This window comes from Rhodovulum sp. PH10 (genome assembly GCF_000293785.1).
GTDB lineage: Bacteria > Pseudomonadota > Alphaproteobacteria > Rhizobiales > Xanthobacteraceae > Rhodoplanes.
In genome coordinates this window covers 1-21,393 of sequence record NZ_AKZI01000113.1, presented here as the reverse complement: position 1 = coordinate 21,393, position 21,393 = coordinate 1, and the positions used below count along the sequence as shown (strand labels likewise).

Annotated in this window: 23 protein-coding genes; 4 read left to right on the top strand and 19 right to left on the bottom strand. The window is 70.8% G+C overall.

Annotated elements, in window-relative coordinates:
• Window positions 1-3 precede the first annotated feature (3 nt).
• The 12 genes from A33M_RS17145 to A33M_RS17090 form a co-directional block, all read right to left on the bottom strand.
• Window positions 4-675, bottom strand: a complete 672-nt coding sequence (locus A33M_RS17145; RefSeq protein WP_008389698.1) for a response regulator transcription factor — start codon at window positions 673-675, stop codon at window positions 4-6.
• Between the two features lie 139 nt (window positions 676-814).
• Window positions 815-1,219, bottom strand: coding sequence for a PepSY domain-containing protein (locus A33M_RS17140; protein WP_040621295.1), 405 nt, complete (start codon window positions 1,217-1,219; stop codon window positions 815-817).
• Window positions 1,220-1,429: 210 nt separating this feature from the next.
• Window positions 1,430-2,041 carry a 3TM-type holin gene (locus A33M_RS17135; protein ID WP_008389695.1) on the bottom strand — a complete coding sequence of 204 codons (612 nt, stop codon included), beginning with the start codon at window positions 2,039-2,041 and terminating at the stop codon, window positions 1,430-1,432.
• A 2-nt stretch (window positions 2,042-2,043) separates the two neighbouring features.
• Window positions 2,044-3,009, bottom strand: a complete 966-nt coding sequence (locus tag A33M_RS22535) for a hypothetical protein (protein WP_008389692.1) — start codon at window positions 3,007-3,009, stop codon at window positions 2,044-2,046.
• A 51-nt stretch (window positions 3,010-3,060) separates the two neighbouring features.
• Window positions 3,061-4,164, bottom strand: coding sequence for a DUF2793 domain-containing protein (locus A33M_RS17125; protein WP_008389691.1), 1,104 nt, complete (start codon window positions 4,162-4,164; stop codon window positions 3,061-3,063).
• 26 nt (window positions 4,165-4,190) lie between these two features.
• Complete coding sequence (locus tag A33M_RS17120) at window positions 4,191-8,057, bottom strand: baseplate multidomain protein megatron (protein ID WP_008389689.1); 3,867 nt, start codon at window positions 8,055-8,057, stop codon at window positions 4,191-4,193.
• An 8-nt stretch (window positions 8,058-8,065) separates the two neighbouring features.
• Window positions 8,066-8,500 (bottom strand): DUF6950 family protein, encoded by a 435-nt coding sequence (locus tag A33M_RS17115; protein ID WP_008389687.1) that lies wholly within the window; start codon window positions 8,498-8,500, stop codon window positions 8,066-8,068.
• A 23-nt stretch (window positions 8,501-8,523) separates the two neighbouring features.
• Window positions 8,524-9,378: a DUF2163 domain-containing protein gene (locus A33M_RS17110; RefSeq protein WP_008389684.1), complete on the bottom strand. Its 855-nt coding sequence runs from the start codon at window positions 9,376-9,378 to the stop codon at window positions 8,524-8,526.
• A 19-nt stretch (window positions 9,379-9,397) separates the two neighbouring features.
• On the bottom strand, window positions 9,398-10,033 hold the full coding sequence (locus A33M_RS17105) for a DUF2460 domain-containing protein (protein WP_008389683.1): 636 nt from the start codon (window positions 10,031-10,033) through the stop codon (window positions 9,398-9,400).
• Window positions 10,034-10,054: 21 nt separating this feature from the next.
• Entirely contained in the window at window positions 10,055-10,666 is a 612-nt protein-coding gene (locus tag A33M_RS17100; RefSeq protein ID WP_008389681.1) for a phage tail tape measure protein, read from the bottom strand.
• Window positions 10,656-10,847 carry a rcc01693 family protein gene (locus A33M_RS17095; RefSeq protein ID WP_008389679.1) on the bottom strand — a complete coding sequence of 64 codons (192 nt, stop codon included), beginning with the start codon at window positions 10,845-10,847 and terminating at the stop codon, window positions 10,656-10,658. The genes A33M_RS17100 and A33M_RS17095 overlap by 11 nt, the downstream gene beginning before the upstream one ends.
• Entirely contained in the window at window positions 10,844-11,245 is a 402-nt protein-coding gene (locus A33M_RS17090; RefSeq protein ID WP_008389676.1) for a gene transfer agent family protein, read from the bottom strand. The genes A33M_RS17095 and A33M_RS17090 overlap by 4 nt, the downstream gene beginning before the upstream one ends.
• A gap of 236 nt (window positions 11,246-11,481) precedes the next feature.
• Here A33M_RS17090 and A33M_RS24690 point away from each other — a divergent pair, with 236 nt between their 5' ends.
• The 3 genes from A33M_RS24690 (at window position 11,482) to A33M_RS17075 (ending at window position 15,972) form a co-directional block, all read left to right on the top strand.
• The gene (locus tag A33M_RS24690) at window positions 11,482-13,578 is read left to right on the top strand and encodes a methyl-accepting chemotaxis protein (protein WP_008389674.1); all 2,097 of its coding nucleotides are present in this window, start codon (window positions 11,482-11,484) and stop codon (window positions 13,576-13,578) included.
• A 225-nt stretch (window positions 13,579-13,803) separates the two neighbouring features.
• Window positions 13,804-15,165, top strand: a complete 1,362-nt coding sequence (locus A33M_RS17080) for a globin-coupled sensor protein (protein ID WP_008389672.1) — start codon at window positions 13,804-13,806, stop codon at window positions 15,163-15,165.
• A gap of 351 nt (window positions 15,166-15,516) precedes the next feature.
• Entirely contained in the window at window positions 15,517-15,972 is a 456-nt protein-coding gene (locus tag A33M_RS17075; protein WP_237718408.1) for a DUF992 domain-containing protein, read from the top strand.
• A 104-nt stretch (window positions 15,973-16,076) separates the two neighbouring features.
• On the opposite strand, the gene A33M_RS17070 is transcribed toward A33M_RS17075, so the two are convergent.
• From A33M_RS17070 to A33M_RS17055, 4 genes are all read right to left on the bottom strand, one after another.
• The gene (locus tag A33M_RS17070; RefSeq protein ID WP_008389668.1) at window positions 16,077-16,484 is read right to left on the bottom strand and encodes a phage major tail protein, TP901-1 family; all 408 of its coding nucleotides are present in this window, start codon (window positions 16,482-16,484) and stop codon (window positions 16,077-16,079) included.
• Between the two features lie 64 nt (window positions 16,485-16,548).
• Window positions 16,549-16,956 (bottom strand): DUF3168 domain-containing protein, encoded by a 408-nt coding sequence (locus A33M_RS17065; RefSeq protein WP_008389665.1) that lies wholly within the window; start codon window positions 16,954-16,956, stop codon window positions 16,549-16,551.
• 66 nt (window positions 16,957-17,022) lie between these two features.
• Window positions 17,023-17,343 carry a phage head closure protein gene (locus A33M_RS17060; protein WP_008389663.1) on the bottom strand — a complete coding sequence of 107 codons (321 nt, stop codon included), beginning with the start codon at window positions 17,341-17,343 and terminating at the stop codon, window positions 17,023-17,025.
• Entirely contained in the window at window positions 17,340-17,909 is a 570-nt protein-coding gene (locus tag A33M_RS17055; protein ID WP_008389660.1) for a head-tail connector protein, read from the bottom strand. Before A33M_RS17055 ends, A33M_RS17060 begins: the two co-directional genes overlap by 4 nt.
• 12 nt (window positions 17,910-17,921) lie before the next feature.
• On the opposite strand from A33M_RS17055, the gene A33M_RS17050 reads away from it, so the two are divergent.
• Entirely contained in the window at window positions 17,922-18,755 is an 834-nt protein-coding gene (locus A33M_RS17050) for a S1 family peptidase (RefSeq protein ID WP_202801935.1), read from the top strand.
• A 24-nt stretch (window positions 18,756-18,779) separates the two neighbouring features.
• On the opposite strand, the gene A33M_RS17045 is transcribed toward A33M_RS17050, so the two are convergent.
• The 3 genes from A33M_RS17045 to A33M_RS24485 form a co-directional block, all read right to left on the bottom strand.
• The gene (locus A33M_RS17045; protein ID WP_008389657.1) at window positions 18,780-20,057 is read right to left on the bottom strand and encodes a DNA-packaging protein; all 1,278 of its coding nucleotides are present in this window, start codon (window positions 20,055-20,057) and stop codon (window positions 18,780-18,782) included.
• Entirely contained in the window at window positions 20,014-20,559 is a 546-nt protein-coding gene (locus A33M_RS25035; RefSeq protein WP_008389654.1) for a hypothetical protein, read from the bottom strand. Before A33M_RS25035 ends, A33M_RS17045 begins: the two co-directional genes overlap by 44 nt.
• Window positions 20,560-20,674: 115 nt before the next feature.
• On the bottom strand, window positions 20,675-20,911 hold the full coding sequence (locus tag A33M_RS24485) for a hypothetical protein (RefSeq protein WP_008389652.1): 237 nt from the start codon (window positions 20,909-20,911) through the stop codon (window positions 20,675-20,677).
• Window positions 20,912-21,393: the final 482 nt, after the last annotated feature.

Sequence of the window (21,393 nt, the reverse complement as noted above, 5' to 3'; positions counted from 1 at the left end):
ATCTCAGCGGGCCTCGCCCGGCGGCGTCAGCAGATAGCCGAGCCCGCGCACGGTCTGGATCACGTCGACCCCGAGCTTCTTCCGGATGCGCCCGACGAAAACCTCGATGGTGTTGGAGTCGCGGTCGAAGTCCTGGTCGTAGAGGTGCTCGACCAGCTCGGTGCGCGACACCACCCGGCCGGTGTGGTGCATCAGATAGGCGAGCAGCCGGTACTCGTGTGAGGTGAGTTTTACCGGCGCGCCGTCGACCGTCACCCGGCCGGTGCGGGAGTCGAGCCGCACGGGGCCGCACAAAAACTCCGCCTTGGCGTGGCCGACCGAGCGGCGCAGCAGCGCCCGCATGCGGGCCAACACCTCCTCGAGGTGGAACGGTTTTGCCACATAGTCGTCGGCGCCGGCGTCGAACGCCTGCACCTTGTCGCTCCAGCGGTCGCGCGCGGTGAGCATCAGCACCGGCATCGCCCGGCCGGCGCGGCGCCAGCTCTCCAGCACCGAGAGGCCGTCCATCCGCGGCAGGCCGATATCGAGGATCACCGCGTCGTAGGGCTCGGTCTCGCCGAGATAGTGGCCCTCCTCGCCGTCGAAGGCGCGGTCCACCACATAGCCGGCCTCGGTCAGCGCGGTGGCAAGCTGACGGTTGAGGTCGGGATCGTCCTCGACGACGAGAAGCCGCATGGAGAGAATCTCGGGCGGAGCCGGCGCACGAATCCGCCGATCGGCCGGGATGGCCGTATCACCCCGACTGTGGTTTCGAAAATGTCCAAAAAACGGCGGTGGCGCAACGCTCCCTTGCGGACGGTGTCGTGCAGGCGGGTCAGCGGGAGGCGATCAGGCTGCCGGTGACGGCGTCGACGGTCGCCCGCACCACTTTTCCGCCGCGCGGCAACACAGTGAGATGATAGACGAGGCGGCCGTTCTGCTCGCACAGGCGGGCGCGCACCACCTCGCCGCGGCGAGCTTTTGCGGCGTGCATCGCGCGGGCGAGCGAGACCACCGTGTGGTTGGCCGTGCGGGTGCGCTGCTCGGCGCGGGTGAGGCAGCGCGGACCGCCGGGCGCCGGCTCGCGCTTCTGCTGGGCAGGGCTCGCCGCATGCGGCCGGGCGCCGCTCTGCTCCGCGGCCGGCGCGCGAAACACGCCGCAGCCGGCGAGCAGCCCCAGCGCGAGCAGAACCGTTCCGGCCGTGTGCCGGCCGTTTCGCCTCCCGGCTTCTCGCGTCATGACGATCACGCCCGCCGACCTTTGCCGCGCCGCCCGGCGGCGCCGGCCCGTCCGTTGCTCCGGACAGTCCGGCGGCGCATTGCCGCCGGCCCCTGCCCTTTCGGCGTATTTAGGGGCACATTGCGGCGACGCAAAGTCCACCCGACGCCGCAGGCGGCGCGTTTCGTCGCCTCGGCACACTTCCTCGGCACACTTCCTCGGCGCGCCTCCTCAGCGTGCCCGCGCCGCGCCGATCACGCGGCCGACCAGCGAGGGCACCGGCTGGCCGGTGGCGAGCGCGGTCTTCTCCCGCGAGCGGCCCTCGACATAGACGCCGAGCACGGCGAAGCGCGCGCCCCAATAGAGGCCCAGGAGCCCGGTCGCCTCGACGGCGGCGTTCAACGGCGCGACGTCGCCGCGGGCGAGCGCCCACACGACCACCCCCCAGAAGGCGGCGCACTCGACGGTCAGCTCGAAGCCGTAGAGCGGGCGCCACCAGCGCTGCACCGGATCGCCCGCCAAGGCCTCGGCCCGCATGGTCGCCTGCGTCTCGCCGAGCGCCCGGCCCAAAAGGTCGGCGCGCGCCTTGGCGATATCGGCGAGCGCCGGCCATTTGGCGAGCGCCTCGCTCTCGGCGCCGGCGAGCTTGGCCGAAAGCTCGGCCGGCGCCGTCGCGGCGATGGCGGCATCGACCGCCTCCGGCGTCGGCTCGGCGCCGAGCGCTTCCGCCAAAACGCCGCCGACCGCGTTGCCCAAAAGGCCACCGAGCGGCCCGCCGAGCGCCGTGCCGATGATCGGAGCGCCCGCCTTCGCGAGCTGCCCGCCGAGATCGCGCCAATCCATCGTCAGCCTCCCCTGCCGATCCGCCGAACGACCACCGCTCGCGCTGCGAGAACCGCGGCCGAAGCCTTCTCCTCGGCGGCGAGGACGAGGCGGCAGAGACCCGCCGAGGCGCCGGTCCAGGCCCGCTCGATCAGCGCTTTGCGCCGGACCGCGAGCCAGCCGGCCACCAGCACGACGGCGACGCCGCTGCCGATCAGCGTCGAGGCGACGAGCGGCGTCAGGACGGGGGCATGATCGGGCTCGACCGTCCCCGTCTGCGTCACGACCTCGCTGCCGGTGCCGGCGGCGGCACTCGCGGCACCCGCGTCGCGCACCGCGCGCGCCTTTCGCGTCGCCTCGCGCGTCACCGCCTTCGGCGGGGCCGCCTCGGCCGGCGCCTTCGAGAAGATGATCGCCGCCTCCGGATCGGACGCGATCAAGCTCTTGAACACCGCGACACAGCCCGGCTGCGCGTCGGTGGCGGTCGGCGAATAGACGTGATCACGAACGTATTTTCCGGCGTGGTAGAGATTGGTCCACGACCACAGATACGGGCTGTTGATCTTTCCGAGATAGCCCCAGCCGTTGTACCGCTCGCATTCGTAGAGGATGCGCTCGACCGACCAGTTTTCGACCCGGTCGAGTCGGTGCCCCGCCATGGTGAGTGCATCGATCGCCGATTCCTCCCAGCCGTACGGCGGGCCGTGCGCGACCTTCGGGCGCCCCTTCGGCACCCGCCTGGTCTTCGCACGCAGCGGGTCGCCGTTGTGCAGATGGCCGGCGAAGGAGAGATCGCTCTCGCGCACATGGAGCGCGGCGATCACCGGCCACGGCACGCCGGTCGCGGCCTGGACCGCGGCATAGCGGCCCTTCACCCGGCCTATTCTCGTTGCGAGCATTGCCGCGTCGTCGCGGCGCGCCGCGTCGATCTCCGCGCGGCTCCACAGATTGCGATAGCCGGCCGCGGTCGCTGCGGGCGTCGGTGCCATGCACGTCTCCCGATTGTGATGAGATGAAGTGATCCAATCGCGGGCGCGCCCTCACGCGATCCGCACCCCCCAAAAAACGTTCTCGTTGCCGAGCACCCGACCGTTCGCGCCGGTGAACCAGATTTTTGGACCGACCGTCGCGCCCGCCGCGAGCGACAGGAGTGCCGTCGTGCGGCACTGCGTCTCGCCGGACACGAAGGTCGCGTCGCCCGTGGTGCCGAGCGTGTCGGCGGTCGGCGTCGCGCCGCTCACCGACAGGCCGACCTGCATCTTGCTCGGCGCGCTGCCCGCCTCGTAGGTCGCCGAGAGGCCGAACAGATAAACGCCCGCGGTCGGCGCGGTGAAGGTCAGGACGTTGGAGACGATCGCCGCCGCCCCCTGGTCGTTGTGACGGAAATTGTTGAAGAGAAGATCCCGCCACGCGCCCGCGGCGTAATCCTGCCCGTAGTTCAGATAGGCCGAGAATTTTGCGCCACGGACGTGATCGACCCGGCCATCCCCCTTGCGCACGACCAGCCCGGTAAAGAAGCTCGAGCCGTCCGGCGTCACCTTGACGGTGAAATCGTCGTCGCCCAGAAGGCCGAACAGCGCACGGGTGCTCCAGCCGTCCTGAAACACGAAGCCGGCGTCACGCGCCGCCGCACTCTTGTTGAGCGTGAGCCGCAGATCGCCCGAGCCCGGCGTCACGTCGTCGTGCGAGAACAGCGCCGTGTCGGTCTTCACCGCGAGGCGGTTCGTGGCATCCGCCGCGGTGAGAATGCCGATCCGCGACAGGCTGCCGTCCGCGACCGCACCGGTGGTGAGAAAGCCGAGCGTGCCGCCGAAATCGGTCCAGCCGCTGCCGGTCCATACCGAAAGAAGCTGCGCCGTCTCGTCCCAGCAGATCCAGCCGGATTTCGGCACCAGCTTGCGCCACTCGCCGTCGAGCTTCAGCGCGATATTGAGGTCCCAGGCGGACCACTCGCCGGTCGCGCCGGAGGCGACGCGGTAGCGGTCGCCGTCGACCACGGTTTCCGGCGGCGACGTGTGCTCGCTGTCGATCACCGAGAGTTGCACCACCGCATCGATGATCAGCAACGCCTCGTTGTGGGTGACGTGCTTCTGCGCCTGCGCCGCGGCGAGCAGCGGCAGGCCGAGCCGGACCGTGTCGGTCATGAGAGTCCCGTCTTGTGAGGAAATGATCAGAGCCAGAGCGTCACGGCGGCAGGAAAGCCGCGGCCGACCGTGCCGGAGAGCTGGAAGACGCGTACTGCGAGCGCCGATTGCGGCGCCCCGAAATCGGCGAGCTCGCTCGCCGCGGAATAGAGAGCACTCGGCATCGTGCTCCCGAGCGTGCGAAGCACGGTGTCGCCGGACAGGATGTCGACCTCGTAGGCCTCGACGCTTTCGCCGAGCGGCACCTCGGAAATCTCCCAGGAATCGCCGTCGCGCCGGGTGCGGCGAACCCATCTGATCACGAGACCCTCGGCCGTCCGTCGTCCCCGCACGTGCACCGGTGCGAGCGGTTTTGCCGCCGTCGCGTCGGGCGTCACGTGAAGAATGGTGGCGCTCGCCTCACCGTGGCTCCTGTCGGCAGCGACCGCGCGCAGCTCGATCGATCGCCCGAGGTTTTCCAGCCCCCGCACCAGCGGCGTCACCGCCTCGCCGAGCCGCACGAAGCTCGCCCCCGGCGGCACCGGATCGGCCATCGCGTATTCGCTGCCCGCCTGCCCCCGCAAGAAACGCGAGAGCATGTAGGTGCGCTGGTCCACCAGCTCGGCATTCGCGAACTGAAGCACCTCGCACACCCCGTCCGGCCGCTGCACCACCGCGGCATTGGCGCCGGCGAACAGCGCCTCGTCGCTGACGGAGGCGAGCGCGCCACCGTCGAGCCGCACACGAAACTGGTTTATCACGTCGAACCGCCCAGTCGGGCCGGAAAAGAGCGGGTCGAGCGTCTCGCCGGTCACGGCCGGCGCCGGCATCACCGCGATCCGCTCGAAATAGGCGCCGTCGAACGAGCGCCAGATCGCGATCGGCCCCGGCCACGGATTTGCGAACACCGCGGCGCGCAGCAGCACCGGCGCGTCGTCGGCATCGCCAGGCAAGGTCGGCAGCGCCATCACGAGGAGATGCGGCGGGCCGGCGGAGGCCGCCATCACCGGCGCGCTCCAGGCCAGCCGCGGCAGTGGCAACGAAAACACCTCCGGATCGATTGCCCGCGCCGTGACGCTGCGCGCGCCCGCATCGACCAGCTCGCGCACCTCGACGAGCCGCCGCCGCCCGGCGACCGTGAGGCCGATCACGTCGCCGGGCGCCAATGCGAGCCGGCTCGGCGGCAGTGCGAACGTGGCGCTCTCACGCGAGGCCCACGCGTCCTGAAGCAGAATTTCTGCGCGCCGCGTGGCGGCGCTGCGGGTGGTGACGGCGGCGAGATCGACCTGGGAGACCGCCATCGAGCCGCCGACCAGCTTGCGTGACTGCACCGCCGCGCGGCGATAGTCGGTCGCAAGATCGGTGAAGCCGATCGCGACCGCGGCCGGCAGCTCGGTCTCCTGCGCGCGGACGAGCTTGGACGAGGCGCCACTGTCCGACGTGATCAGATCGTTCTCGTCGATTTCCGCGACCGGAAGCCCACCGCGACGACGAAAGGCCAGCGTCGCCCCGTCCGCCACCGCGTCGAACGCAAAAGCCTGCGCCAACGGCTCGATCGCAGCGCGCGGCGTCATCGGCCGATCGATCAGATAGCCGTCGAGCGTGTCGGCGAGCGCCGAGGTGTCGATGCCGGTCACGCCCGCATCGGTCAGGATTTGCGCGATCAGCCCGTCGAGCGGGCACGCGCCGAGCCGGCCGGTGAGCCAGTGCCCGGTCTCCCAGTTCGGCCCCTCGCTCCACACCTCGGTCGCGGCGGGAAACATCGGAAACGGCCGCGCGTCCCAGGTCCACAGATGGATCGCGGAGGGCTCCACCATCGGCCCGCCATAGACCGAGGAGATCGGATTTCCCGCGGTCGCGCCGAGCGCGGGATCGAATGCCGTGAGAACGGCCTCGAGGCTGCGGCGCTGAATCACGTCGTCGCGACGGCCGTTGGAAAACCACGGCGTGCCGCTCTCCGACGATTTGGTGTCCGGAAACACGCTCGGCTGATTGGCGCCCTTGTCGACCGCCGGGCAGCCGACCTCGGTGAGCCAGATCGGCTTCGATTGCGGCACCCAGGCGGTCGGTGCCGAAAGCTCGACGCCGCCGACCCGCTCGTGATGAGGATTGCTCCAAAAGTTCCAGAAATCTTTTGCGCGATGGATCCACGGTTTTTCCAGGCCGTCGGTGATCGGCGTGCGGGCTTGCGCGGCGCGTGCGGCATCGTCGGCGTAGTACCAATCGAAGGCTTCGCCGGCGCGGACATTGGCGGCGAGATAGACGCGGTCGTAGGGCGTGTCGGCTTGCGCGCGGTCGAGATGATCGGCACCGTCACGCCAGTCGGACAACGGCGCGTAATCGTCGATGCCGATCGCATCGATCGCGGTCGAGCCCCACAGACGATCGAGCGGAAAGCGGATCTCGGTGGCCGCCTCGTCGACCACGTGCGCGCCGTATTCGGTCCAGTCGGCGCCGTAGGTGACGAGCGTGCCCGCGCCCAGCATCGCCTTCACCTCGGCCGCGAGTGTCACGAGCGCCTCGACCGCAGGATAGACGCCGGAGGCGCTGCGCACGCGGGTGAGGCTGCGCAGCTCCGAGCCGATCAGAAACGCATCGACACCGCCCGCCTCCGCCGCGAGCGAGGCGCAATGCAGCACGAGCTTTCGGTAATTGTCGGGGGTCGCCGAGCCGATACCGAAAAAGGCATCGATCTGCGCCTGCGCGGCCGCAGTGCCGTCCGGCGAGCCGGGCCGACCCGGCGCCGGATCGCAGGTGATGCGGCCACGCCACGGATGCACCGGCTGCGAGCCCGCATCGCTCCACGGGTCGGGCCGCCCGTTGCCGGCCGGGATGTCCACCATCACGAACGGATAGAGCGTCACCTTCCAGCCGCGCGCCTTCAGCGACCTGATCAGATGGACGACGCTGTCGTCGGAGGGTGTGCCGCCATAAGCCGGGCGGCCGTCGATCTGCGAGACGAGATGGGCCTCGGCGCGCGAAAGGCCCGCCACCGACCACGTGTCCGGATGAGTGATTTTCGCCGCGTCGTCGACCCCCGGCTGCACGGTGCACACGCCGGTGCGAAGGTCGTCGCCGAACCAGGCGACCACCAGCGCGACCCGTTCGAGATTCGGGCACACGGCGGCGAGCTCGTCGAGCGCGACCTCGACGTCCGACGGCGCAGTGGTGACGTGGCGGTTCTCCGGGCTCGAGGCGCCGCGGCCGCGGGCCTGCACCACGGTGGAGGGCTCGTAGCCGAACTCGGTGGTGCCGGGGATCAGCGTCACCGCGCGCACCATCTTCTCCAACGCGCCGACCGGACGCAGCACCTCGAAGGAGAGCTGCGGAATGCGGTTGCCGAACTGAGCGAGCGGCAGCCGCTCGAACACCACGTAAGCGAGGCCGCGATAGGCCGGCGCGCCGTCCGGCTCCTTTGCGACGATCAGCGGATCGGCGGTCTGGTCCTCGGCTCCGGAATAGGTGCGCACCACGAGGCCATCGAGATCGAGCAGACTGCCGTCCGCCCAGATGCGGCCCACCCGGCCGATCGGCCCTTCGCACAGGCCGACTGCGATGTTGGCATAGTAGGTATAGGTGGTGGTCGTGGTTGTGCTCGACGCTCCCATCCCCTTGCCGCCGGTCGTCTCGGTGGTGGTCGAGATCACCTCCTCGATATCGGTCGCCCAGATTACCTGGCCGGACAGGCGCACCCGGCCGTAGACACGCGGAATCGGCGCGCCTTCGGTCGAGGCCATCACGTCGAGGTCGGCGAGGCGCGGGCCCTCCACCGTTCGGTCGTTGCCGCCGCCGAGCAGCGCGTGGTCGATCAGATTGCCGGCGACCGCGCCGGCGATCCGCCCGGCGATCGCCCCGATCGGCCCGAACACGCTGCCGACCGCGGCGCCGGCGACGGAGAGAACGAGAGCGGCCATGGCAGGTCCTACGCTTCGACACCGGGAAAGCGGAACGCCGCGGCGAGCTTTCGCCGCCACCATGGCGCGATCGCCACCTCGGCGACACGTGCGCCGTCGTGCGCATGCACCATCGTCTCGCGCGTCGTGACGATCGCCGCGTGCTTGGCCGGAAGGTTGTCACGCCAGCGAAACAGCAGCACGTCGCCCGGCGATACTTCCGACGGCTCGATCCTGATCAGATGGCGTGTCGCCGCCTCGAGCAGCGTGTCGCGGCCGCGCGCCTCCGCCCAGTCCGGCGTGTAGGGCGGCGGCGCTTCCGGCTCGCCCCCGTAGAGCGCGCGCCACACGCCGCGTACGAGGCCGAGGCAGTCACAACCGACGCCGCACAGCGACGCTTGGTGGCGATAAGGCGTGCCGATCCAGCGCCGCGCCTCCGCGACGATTCTTTCTCGTTCGATCATGGTGGGTCTCGAAGCGCCGTGAATCAGGACGGATAGCGGATGACGAAATCGTTGCCGGGAATGTGCGGAAATCCGCGGAAATTCGCCGTGTTGGCAAAGCGGTCGCGGCAGGTGACGAAGCGCTTGTCGCAGCCCGACGTGATCACGAATCCATCGCCCGGCGCGATCGGCTCCGGCATCGCTTGCCACAGGGTGATGACGACACCCTGTGGATCGATCGCGTGGCGCTTCACCTCGCTCTCGACGCCCGCATTGGCGCCGCTCGCAAATGTCAGGCGGCCGGCGGTGAACGCGCCGTCGGCAAATGCCTCGCAGCCCGACACCCGCATCATCGAGGTACCGAGCAAGCTCGTCACGGTGCCGTCGGCGCGATGCGCGGCGGAGGAAAGGTCCACGCGGCATTTCGCGTCGCCGAGACTTGCGGTGCAGTCGGCGGTGTAGAGGCGGCCGCTGGTCTGCGCCAAGCGGTCGGCGATGCCGCGCAGCTCCGCGGTGAAGGCGAGACCTTCGCGGCGCACCTCGCCGAGCGTGCCGGCGAAGAGCAGCACCGAGAGCGCCGGCTCGCTCCAGTCGACCAGATGCGTCTCCACCGTTGCGGCGTCGTATCGTCCGGCGGCGAGGTCGGTCTCCGCGAGCGAGTCGGAGGCGAGCGCGCCCGACACCTCGCCGCCGTCGATCTGCAGCCCGAGCCGTGCAGTCGCCTCCGAGGCGTCGAGGCCCGTGCCGGCGAGGCAGACGATCCCGCCGAGCGAAACGTCCTCGTCGTGATCGGTGAAGCCGAGCACGACGCCGTCGCGTCGGCGGATCAGCCAGCAGCGGCACAGCGTGGTGACGCCGGTCTCCAACTTTGCCTGCAAAGCGGCCGGAAGAGTGCGCATGAAAGACCTCCGACGTCGGTCACGGCCTGATCTCGACCAGCGGAATTTTCGGGATCGCCCCCGCCTCGAACGCCGTCAGATCGACCTCGAGATAATCGGTGTCGAACCGCACCGGCACGTCGAACAGAAAGCCCGCGGTGACGGCGGCGCCCGCGACCGGCAGGTGGCCGCCGAGAAACGTCACCGCGCCGGTCGTCGTGTCGCACACGAAGGCTGCGCCTTCCGTCTGCTCGATCCCGCCGACCGCGACCCGCACGCTGCCCGCCACCGGCTTTTCGATGGTCCGCCGATAAGGCGCATGCACCGAGCCGTAGATCTTCACCAGCGGAAACACCGCAGTCTCGCCGTCGCCGGTGCCGAGGGCTTGGTCGAGCGGGCTCGGCGGGCCCGCGCCGGACGAATGGTCGAGCCGATCGCGCCAGCGAAAGCCGTGCAAACGGCCGCGCCGCTCCTCGAAGAAGGCCACCACCGTCGACAACGCCGCGATGGTGCGCACGCCGTAGCCGGCGTCCCAGCGGCGGCGCGAATGCGCCCAGCGCGCGTTGCGCTCCTCGCGGCCGGAGCCGAGCGTGACGATCTCGGTGCGCCGCTCCGGCCCGCCCGCGCTTCTCAGCGCGATGTCGAGTGGAAACAGCACCTCGTGGAAGGCGGCCATCCCGACCCCCGGTTTGCTCGATCAGAGTCCGCGCCGCCCGCGGGCGACGGCGCGGGCGATCTGGCCGGTGAGATAAACCTCGGAGCCGCGGAAGCTGGAAACGTCCTGCGCGGCGATGTTGACCGTCACCTGCGTCGCGGTACCCCCGCCCCCGCTCGCGGCGATGCCGAGCGCGCCGTCGGCGCCGCGGGCGAGCGGCACGATCGCCTCCAGCCCCGCCTCGCCGGCGAGCCCGAGCCCGCCGCTCGCGAGCGGAAAATAGGTCGGCGTGCCGATCACCCCGCCGGTCGCGAACGGTTTGATCGCCCCGCTCGCGGCGGTCAGCTGCGTGCCGCCGCCGAAGCTGCCGAACAGCCCGACGAGAGACTGCAGCGACGAGGAGATCCCGCCGGTGAGCGGCTGCAGCGCGGATTTGAGCGCGAGATCGGAAAGGCGCAGCGCCAGCGACTTCAGCACGTCGTCGAGCTGGCGACCGCTCGAGACGGCCTGCGTGAAGGCGCGGGTGGTGGCGCGGGCCACCGCATCGGCGCCGCTCTCCAGATCGCCGAGCTTGAGCGACAGCGCATCCGCCGTCTCGGTCGCGGTGGCGAGGCTTTCGCTCGTCTGCACGAGCTTGTCGGTGTCATCGGGCATCGGGAAACCGCCTCATCAGGTCGGCGAGCACCGCCCGGTCGGGCGGCGCGGGTGCAAGCCCGTGCCGCGCCCGCAGCGCCAGTGCGAGCTCGCGCGGGGTGGTGCGCCAAAACACGTCGGGAGAAAGCCGCAGGACGGCGAGGCCGACACCGATCGCCTCGTCCCAGGGAAACGGTTTCAACCGTTGCCCCTGTCCTGCGGCGCCGGAGGGTTTTTCTGAGCACTCGCATCCCCGCGCTCTCCGCCCGGAGCCGCCGAGCCAACCGGCGAGCCGGCGCCGAAGGTCGCGACCAAAAGGTCGGCGGCGATCGCGGCAAAGCCGGCGGCGCCGCCCGGCGTCGTCATCGCCGCGACCTCGGCATCGGTCACGGCATCGCCTGCGCCGCGCAGGCCGGCGCCGACGATCCGCACCAGATCGGCCGCCTTGATGCGGCCGGAGGCGAAGCGGTCGGCGAGCGCCACCAGATCGTCGGCGCCGCACGCGGCCTCGAGCTCGGCGAGCGCGCCGAGCGTGAGCACCAGCCGGCGCGACACGCCGTTCAGCTCGGCGTCGATCTCACCGCGATGGCGGTTGGCCATGACACGCCTCCTCGTCGCCGGAGCGGGGTCGACCACCGGGGCATCCCGGCACGGGCGCCGGCGCGAACCGGTTTTTCGGCAATTCCTTTTTCATAGTTATTAGCCCGCCGCGGCTAGATGTTTTACGTATTCATTCATCGAATACATCTTTCTCTTTCACCCCCAGCTCGTATTCATGTCCATTTAAGAGGTTCGGTGCAGCGTGCGATGTGAATAATTCTCACTCAGAGGCAATCATGCTGAACCGGGTGTCGTCGAACATTCTCTTGAAGGCGGTCATCGCGCTGATGGCTGCCGGGCTCGTTCTGGTGCTGGCACTCGGCGCGTGGAGCACCTCGCGAGAGCTCGCCGCGGCGAGCCGGCTCGCTGCGGTCGCCGACGTGCAGGGGCGGATGTTCCGCGCCATGGCGAACCTGCGGCTCGATCGCGCGCTCACGGTGCGGGCGCTCGGCCTCGACGGCAGCATCGACCCCGGCCAGCGCAAGCAGATCGACGACGCGCGCGCGGCCGGCTGGCCGGCGCTGCAGGCGGCGTCGCGCATGCTTCCCGCGATCGACTTTGCCGGGCGCGAGACCGACCTGCCGGAGTTCGACCGGCTGGTCGCCAGGCTCGGCGATCTCTATCGCGACACCGCCGCCGACATGGCCAAGCCGAAAGCCGAGCGGCGCCCGGCGCTCGCCGAGGATCTGCAGTCGACCGCCACCGCGATGCTCGCGCTGATCCAGCGGATGAGCGGGGCGGTCGAAGCCAGCGCCCGCGGCCAGGACGCGTTCGTCGATCAGATGATGCTGATCAAGGACGCCGCCTGGATGGCGCGGGAGGACGGCGGCAACATGTCGGTCACGCTCTCCAACGCGATCGCCTTCAAGAAGCGGCTGTCGCCCGAGGGCTTGGAGCAGCTCGCCGAGCTGGTCGGCCACGGGCGGGGCGCCTTCGCCATGCTGGAGACGCTGCGGGTCGGGCTCGGCCCGGACTCGCCCGTGGTGCAGGCGATCGACAGGGCCGAGGCGTCCTTCTTCGCCCCGGCGTTCGTCGACAAGCGCAAGCGGATCGTGGCGATGCTCTCGTCCGACCAGCCGATCGCGATGGCGACCAGCGAATGGACCCTCGATTCGGTGCCGCGTCTGAAGACCGTCCTCGAGGTCGCCGAGACCGCCCTCGACGTCGCCGAGAGCCACGCACGCGATATGGTCGACGCCGCGCGGACCGATCTGATCCTGCGGCTGGTGCTCCTGGTCGGCGCGGTGGTGATCGCGGCCGGCGGCATCGTGCTGGTGTCGCGCCGGGTGATCGGGCCGCTACAGGCGATCCGCGCCGCGATGCTGAAGGTCGCCGCCGGCGATCTTTCGACCGAGGTGCCCTATCGCGGCCGCTCGGACGAGATCGGCAGCCTCGCCGGCGCGCTCGCCACCTTCAAGCAGAACGCCGAGGAGAAGGCCCACATCGAGGCGGCCGAGACCCGCAACCGCGAGCAGGCGGTGCAACGCCAGCAGACGATCGAGCGCCACATCGCCGAGTTCGAGGCCGGCATCGGCGAGGCGCTGCGGGCGCTCGCCGGCGCGGCCGGCGAGATGCAGGAGACCTCCAACATCCTCACCGGCACCGCCGCCCGGACCAACGACCAGGCGCGCGAAGCGGCCGCCGCCTCCACCGACGCCTCGCACAACGTGCAGACCGTGGCGGCCGCCTCCGAGGAGCTCAGCGCCTCGGTGGAAGAGATCGGCCGTCAGGTCTCCCACGCGGCGACCATCGCCAAGCGCGCGGTGACCGAGGCCGAGGAGACCGACGGCACCGTCCAGGGCCTCACCGAGGCGGCGCACCGGATCGGCGAGATCGTCAGCCTGATCACGGCGATCGCCAACCAGACCAACCTTCTGGCGCTGAACGCGACGATCGAGGCGGCGCGCGCCGGCGAGGCCGGCAAGGGGTTCGCCGTGGTCGCCTCCGAGGTCAAGACGCTGGCCGGCCAGACCGCCAAGGCGACCGAGGACATCTCCTCGCAGGTCGGCGCCATCCGCGAGGTCGCCGACCAGGCGCTCGCGGCGATGCGGCGGATCGGCAGCACGATCGCCGAGGTGTCGTCGGTCGCGAGCTCGATCGCCGCCGCGGTCGAGCAGCAGGGTGCGGCGACCCAGGAGATCACCCGCAACACCCAGGAGGCCGCGCGCCGCACCATGACCGTGTCCGACAACATCGCCGGCGTGACGACCGATGCCGATGCGACGGGCGCGGCGGCCGAAGGCGTGAAGACCAGCGCCGAGGTGCTGAACCGCCAGTCCGACACGCTGCGCCACCGGATCGACGGGTTCCTGCAGAAGATCCGCGCCGCCTGATCCGGGCGGCGGCCGGATCGCCACCGCGTCATCGCCACCGCGTCCCGCGGGCCGACCGTTCGCGGGCGCGCCGCCATCGCAGGACCGGACGGCCCGACACCGGCCGGGCCGGGCCGGAACAACCCGAGATAAGTAACGAGAGACCTTCGCACTTAATGCTCATTTAACCGGAAGTTGCGGATAGTTCGAGCGGCTGCGAACGACCGAGGCAACGGACTCCCGCACATGACCGCTTCCCACCAGCTCGACGAGCGTTTGGCGTTCGTGGAAATCGACGCGGAGACCCGCGCGCTGCTGCGCGAGCTTCGGCCGCTGATCGCCGCCCATCTGCCCGGCATCCTCGACGACTTCTACCGCCAGGTGAAGCGCCACCCGCCGGCGGCGAAGATGTTCCGCGACGACCGCCACATCCGGCACGCCCGCGACAAGCAGCTCGCGCATTGGGACACCATCGCGGCCGCCGAGTTCAGCGACGACTACGTGCGCTCGGTGCGGCGGATCGGCGAGGCGCACAACACCCTCGGTCTCGAGCCGCGCTGGTACATCGGCGGCTACTCCTTCGTCGCGGTGCGCCTGCTCGCGACGATCGAGCACGCGATCCCGTCCGGCCTGTTCGGCCGCGGCGCCGAGAAGAAGGCGAAGCTGCTCGGCGCCTTCGTCAAGGCGGCGATGCTCGACATGGACTTCGCGATCTCGGTCTATCTGGAGGCCGGCGAGCGCGACAAGCAGAATGCGCTGGAGCGCATCGCCGCCGCCTTCGAGCGCGAGATCGGCGGCATCGCCAATTCGGTCGCCGAAGCCTCGTGCCACCTCGAAGGGGCGTCGCGCACGCTCGACAAGACCGCCGACGACACCCAGGAGGTCGCGCTGGCGGTCGCCGCCGGCTCGGAGGAGGCCTCCACCAATGTCGGCTCGGTCGCCGCTGCCGCCGAGGAGCTGACCTCCTCGGTCGCCGAGGTGACCCGGCAGGTTCACGACTCGAGCCGCATCGCCGGCGAGGCGGTCGCCCAGGCGGAGAAGACCGACGCGCGCATCACCGCGCTGTCGCAGGCCGCCGGCCGCATCGGCGACATCGTCCAGCTGATCGGCAGCGTGGCCGACCAGACCAACCTGCTCGCGCTCAACGCGACCATCGAGGCGGCGCGCGCCGGCGAGGCCGGCAAGGGCTTCGCCGTGGTGGCGCAGGAGGTGAAGGCGCTCGCCACCCAGACCGCCAAGGCGACCGAGGAGATCGCCTCGCACGTCTCCGGGATGCGCAGCGCCACCGAGGACTCGGTCGCCGCGATCAAGGAGATCGGCGCGACCATCCTGCGCATCTCCGAGATCACCGGGGCGATCGCCGCCGCCGCCGAGCAGCAGGGCATCGCCACCCAGGAGATCGCCCGCAACATCCAGCACGCCGCCGCCGGCGCCGCCCAGGTGACGGGCCACATCACCGAGGTGAACACGCGCGCGGCGGAAACCGGAACGGCCGCCGGCGACGTGCATCAGGCGGCGCTCTCGCTGTCGGAGCAGAGCGGGCGGCTGAAGGCCGAGGTCGGCCGTTTTCTGACGATGCTGCGCAAGGACTGCACGAACGGCGCATGAGTCGCGCGGCGCGCGTGAATTTTCACGCACGAGAACCACACGCGTGACGCCTGCGCGAGCAAACTCCGTGCGCGCGAAACAGCACGGGCGCTGCAGGAGGCGGCCGACAAAACAATGGTCGCGGACCTCATCATTTCACCGGATCGTGCCCGAACCAAGGCAAGATGCGGCCGATCGGCTCGGACGGAGCACGGCGGCAACACCTCACGGGTCTCGCCGCTCGCGCCGCCACGCAGTCCATTGACTCCCTGCGAGGATGATATTTTAGCTCCGGAGCGATCCGTTTTTGCCGGTCGCGAGTCGCGACGGCGCGTGTCCGGATCGATCGGAGGGGATATGTCTCGGTTGAAAGTGGCTCTCGTGGCCGCAGCGGCTGCGCTTCTCGCGCCGCTGCCGGCGGCGGCGCAGTCGGCGATGAACATCGGCGTTCTGAGCTGCGAGGTGGCGCCCGCGGTGGGGCTGGTGGTCGGCTCGACGCAGCCGGTGCGGTGTGTCTTCCGGGCCAACAACAGCCGGCGCCGCGAGGTCTATCACGGCGCCATCTCGCGGGTGGGCCTGGACGTCGGGATCACCGAAGGCAGCCGTCTCACCTGGAGCGTCTGGGCGCCGACCCGCCGCATCCAGCGGCACGGCCTGGTCGGCCGCTACACCGGCACCAGCAGCGCGCTGGCGATCGGTGCCGGCGCCGGCAGCAGCACCGAGCTGCTCGGCGGCCCGGCCCGCGGGATCGCGCTGCAGCCGCTCGCGCTGCAGAACGTGGTCGGCGTCAATGTGGCGCTCGGCATCACCGGCCTGACGCTCGAGTGAGAGAACGACCGGCGCCGCCGACGGCGACGATCGGATACGACCGTATCGTGACAGGACCGGGGCGCGTCTCGCCCCGGTCCTTTTTCTTGTCCGGCGCGGCGATCTCACGTCGCGGCGAAGGCGAGCGCGCCGGCCGACTCGAGCGCCAGCTCGAAGGTCACCTCGCCATTGTGCTCGCCGGCAAATTCCAGGCTGGTGATCTGGAACGGCCCCGTGACGGTGCCGAAGTCCGGGATCACCACGCGCCAGGTGCGCACCGCCCCCTCGAAGAAGATTTCGCGCAGCAGGGCGTCGGACGTCGCGTCGACGAACAGGCCGCGGCCGGACAGCGAGGCGCGCTTGACGCCCGCGCCATCCAAAAGCTCGCGCCAGCGGTCGACCGACTCCGCATGCGTGGTGTCGACCGTCTCGGCGTTGAAGGCGATGCGGCGCGAGCGCAGGCCGGCGACCGTCACGAAGCTGCCGCCCTCCTCCAGCTTGAGCAGCAGATCCTTGCCTTTCTGGGCCGTCATGGCAGCTCTCCGAAGCGTATTGCGAAAGCGGCTCGCCGCGGCGCGGCACACCAAGCGAGGCGTGTCACGCCGGCGAGGTGACGGCGCGAAAGCGCACCTGGGCGTGGTGGGTGAGGCCGTCCGCCTCGCGTCTCACGTCGGCGAGCGCGAAGCGCAGATTGATCAGCCGGTGGCCGGCGAGCGACAGGTCGGCGTCGTCGAGCGCCTGCAGCAGCGCGCCGGCGATCAGATGCGCCTCGCGGTGGCCGCCCTGGCGCGACCAGGCATGCAGCACCAGCGCGTGCTCGGTCGCCGGCGCCTCGTCGGAGCCGTAGTCGGTCACCCGCGCCTCGCCGAGGGTCACATAAGGAAACGAAGCGCCGCGCGGCACCTCGTCGAAAACCCGCGCGCCGCCGAGCAGCGCGACCAGCGCGCCGTCGGCAACGAGCGCGGAACGCACGGCGCTGCGCAGCGCCACCGCGGCCTCTGTCATTTTTTTGTCACCTCGGTTGGTGGAGAAGGAAGCGGTGGTGTGCGAGGCGCGGCGACGCCGAACGCGTCAGTCGGTCCACTCCTCGGCGTCGATCTCGAGAAAGCCGAAACCCGGATCGCGCACCGCCAGCACGCGCAAGATCCGGGCGCCGAGCCGGAGGCGATGGCGGGTGGTGATCTCGCGCGGCGCGCGCATCACGATCCGCCAGGCGACCGTCGCACCGTGTGCATCGGCCTCGCTGCCATGGGTGGCGGAGACCGGCGTCACCGCGGCCCACAGCGTGGCGACCTCGGCAAATGTGCGGACGACGCCGCCGGCGCCGTCGTCGGTCTCGGCCGGCGCCTCCAGCACGAGGCGGCGGTTCAGGCGTCCCGGATCGCGCATCATGGCAACAGCACCCGCCACGGCGCGAGCAGCGCGGCGACGCCGAGCGGCAAGGGCTGGGCGCTCGTCTCGGCGACCACCGCGCGGTTCGCGTACCAATGAGCGAGCAGCATCCGCACCGCCTGGACGAGCGGCGCCGGCACCTCGGCGGCGGTCTCGCCATAGCCGACCGAAACGTCGATCTCGATGCCGGCGGTGCGCCGGCCGGGCGCGCGCGGCACGTGCGGAGCCACCGCGATCACGCCGGGCGCGTTCGTCGGGTCGAGCGTGAAAATCTCCGGGTCGATCGCCCGAGCGGTGCCGGCGGCGTCGAACACCCGTGCCGCGACCACCGTGCGCAAGGGCGCCGGCAGCACCGCGATCCGGCCGCTCGCGGGCCAGGCGTCGCGGGCGAGCCGCCAAGTCTGGACGAGGAGCGCCCGCCGGGTCACCGCCTCGACATGCCGGCGCGCCGCCGCAATCAACGTGGCGATCAAATCGTCGTCCGTGTCGTGCTCCACCCGCAGGACGAGCTTTGCCTCGGCGAGCGACAAGGGCTCCGCGGCGGGAGGTTGGAGAAGCATGGCCATGGGGTTTTTCCGATGGATGTTGACAAGCCGGGCCGGCTGCGGTTCCTCGCGCGCATGCGCGCCCTCCCCGCCTCGCGGCTGTGTCTTCCGCTGCTCGTGTCGCTCGTCGTGACGCAGGCTCGTCCCGCCGCCGCGATGGTCGGCGCGGCCGACGCGCCGGCTTCGCTCGCCCGCCACGTCGTGCTGATCGTCGGCTCGCACGGCACGTCCTGCACCGGCGCGGTGCTCGCGAAAAACCTCGTGCTGACGGCGGCGCACTGCGTGCAGCCGGGCTCCGACTACAAGCTGGTGACGTTCGACGCGGCGCGGCAGCCGACGCTGCTCGACGTCGCGACCATCGCCCGCCATCCCGGCTTCGACATGAAAAGCCTGCTCGGGCACCGGGCGACCGCCGATGTCGCGCTGATGAAGACGGCGGCGTCGCTGCCGGAGACCTTTTCGCCGGCCCCGCTGGCAAGGCTCGAGACGCTGTCGGTCGGCCAAAGGTTCACGGTCGCCGGCATGGGCGTCGCGGTGCGCGGCGACGGCCGCAGCGGCGGCACCGTGCGCGCCGCCGATCTGATCGCGACCGGCAGGCCGGGCACGTTGCAGCTCCGCTTGATGGATCCGGCGACCAAGGGCGAGCGGCCGGGGGCCGGCGCCTGCACCGGCGATTCCGGCGCACCGGTTTTTTCGCTCGGCGCCGCTCCGGCGATCGCCGGCGTGGTGAGCTGGTCGACCGGGCCAAAACTCTCGGCCGGCTGCGGCGGGCTCACCGGCGTGACGCCGCTGATCCGCTACCGCGGCTGGATCGTCGACACCGCCCGCGCACTCGGCAGTTCGGTCGGCAGCCCGGCCGCGCCGTGATGCCCGCGCCCTTCGTATAAAGCATCACAGCTGCCGCACCCGCGGCCGGCCACGGCCGGACATCAAGGCCGTCACCGCCCACACCAAAGCGTCGAGCCGGTCGGGCGAGCGGCCCGACGACAGCCCGTCGAGCCCGAAATCGCACATCTCGTCCTCGAGCGCCGGGAAGGCGCCGACATGCTTCACCCGACCCTGCTCGTAGAGCGCGGCGACCGGCTCGGCCCGCACCCATTTGCCGCGCGTCGCGTGCACCTCGACGACCGGCACCGAGGCATCGAGCTCGCGCAGCACGGTCTTCACCATCTCGCCGCCCATATTGGTCTCGGCGATCAGCGCGTCGGCCGCGAGCCGGCGATAGAGTGCGATCGCCCGCGCCGCCCAGGCGGACGGCGTGAGGCCGTTTGCGGACGCGTCCTCCAGCACGAACACCGTGCCGTCCTCGGCCCTGCCCGCGGCGACGATGCCGCAGGCATCCGCCGTGCGGCGCGAGGAGCCCGGCGGATCGAGCCCCACCACGATCCGGCCGAGCGGCGGCGCGGCAGAAATCCGGCAGGCCTCCAGAAGCCCGCGCGACCACAGCGCATCGGGACGGTCCTCGATCAGCTCGCCGTCGAGTTCTTGGCGGCCGAGCCGCGTGCCGGCATAGCGCGCGACCACGGTTTCCAGAAAGGCAGGCGACAGGTGCGCCCTGTTGGCGGCGGTGCCGGCCCGCGTCACCCGCGTGCGCGGATCGGCGATCAGCCGGCGGATCAGCGGGATCGGCCGCGGCGTGGTGGTGATCATCTGGCGCGGCGACGGCCCGAGCCGCAGCCCGAACTGCAGCATGTCGAACGCCGCCTCGGCGTGGCGCCATTTCGCCAGCTCGTCGCACCAGGCGGCCTCGAACTGCGGGCCACGCAAGCTGTCGGGATCCTCCGCGGAAAAGATCTGGGCGACCGCGCCGTTCGGCCATTCCAGCCGGCGGCGCGTGGCGATCCACACCGGCCGCTCGCGCGGCGGCGAGATCTTCAACAGCCCCGAAGCCCCCTCCACCATCACGTCGCGAGCGTCGCGCTCGCTCTCGCCGATCAGCGCCAGCGCGCCATAGGCGTGGTCCGCCCAGGGCGGAATGCCGCCGACCAGCGCGCGCACCCATTCGGCGCCGAGCCGGGTTTTTCCGGCGCCCCGCCCGCCGAGCACCAGCCAGGTGGTCCAGGGCGTGCCGTCGTTGCCGGCGTCGCGATGCTCCTGATGGGCATGCGCAAAGATCGCAAAATCGTCAGCCAGACGCGTCAGGCTCGCCGGGCTCAACGCCTCCAGCACCCGCGCCGTCGTCCTCGTCCTGCACGAGCTCCGCAATGCGGCGCGCAAGCACGCGACGGAACTCGTCGATGTCGCGGGGCAGATCGTCATCGGGCTCCCGGGCCTCGGGCTCGCGCAGCCGGCGCACTTTTCCCAGCGTGTCGGTGAGGCGCTCGAGCGTGCGGGCGACGCGCTCGGCGTCGGCGACGTCGGGCGCGGCGGCGTCGCGGCGCACCGCCTCGACACGGGAAATCTCTTTGGCGAGCAGCCGCTCCAGCCGGTCGGCCATCGAGCGTTTCTTTTGTCTGCGGACCCGTGCCTGCGGCGGCTTGCTTTTCGGGCGCGAAGCCGCAGTGCCGCCGCGCCGCCAGCCTTCCCGCTCGGCGACGAGCGTCAGGCTCGACGGCGAGACGCCGAAGTCTTTTGCGACGCCCTTCAGCGTCGTCCCGGCGGTTTCATAGGCGCGGCGCAGGGCGGCGCGCTCGTCGGCCGCGAGCGTTCGGATCGGTCGCGTGTCCGGCATGGCGTCGCTTGCGCTGAACGAAAACGAGGCCCGCGGGCCGAGAGGTCGGCCCGGCGGGGCGATCCCACGAGATGCGGCGCCGAAGAAAAACCCGGCGGGCGGAAAAGCGGCCGCGTCAGGGTTTTACGGTGGTCACTTCCTTGCAGCTCCGGCTGCCGAAATAGCCGTGGGCGCACTCGCGGGTGGTGACGTATTTCGGCGCCGGCGGCGGCGCGGGCTCCTCGGCCGGTGCGGCCGCCACGGCGGGTGCGGGCTTGGGCGCCGCCGGCATCTTGGGCGCGCCGGGATAAGGCAGCCGCGACAGCGTGAAGAGAAGAAGAACGACGACCAGAACAGCGAAGAGGGTACGCATCACGTCTCTCCGTTCGGAGCGTCCGGCTCACGGAAAAAGCGGACGCGGCCGAGCATCAACGAATTTCGAGCAAACCAAATCTTCGCTACCCGGGCGCTCCCGCACGGTCAAGGAAAACGCGCATGCATGCTTAAGCACGCCGCCGGCGTGCGCCTCACGAGGTGACGCGTCGCGTGATGGCGCATCACGCGGCAGCCGTCTCGACGGCCACCGTCTCGACCGCCTCTCGCCACGGCCTCTCTCGACGGCCGTCTCTCGCCCCCGCCACCCGAGTTCCAGCCGCAGGAACCATCACCATCATGCCCCGTTGTCCCTCCGTTCGGCCGCGCGGGAGCGGCCCGTGCGCAGGAGGCAACGCATGAACAGCATCATTTATCTCGTCGGCTTGGTCGTGGTGGTTCTCGCCATTCTGTCCTTCCTCGGCCTGCGCTGACGCGCTCAGAGCCCGTTTGGGAACTCCGACGGGGCTGCGCCGGAGCCGC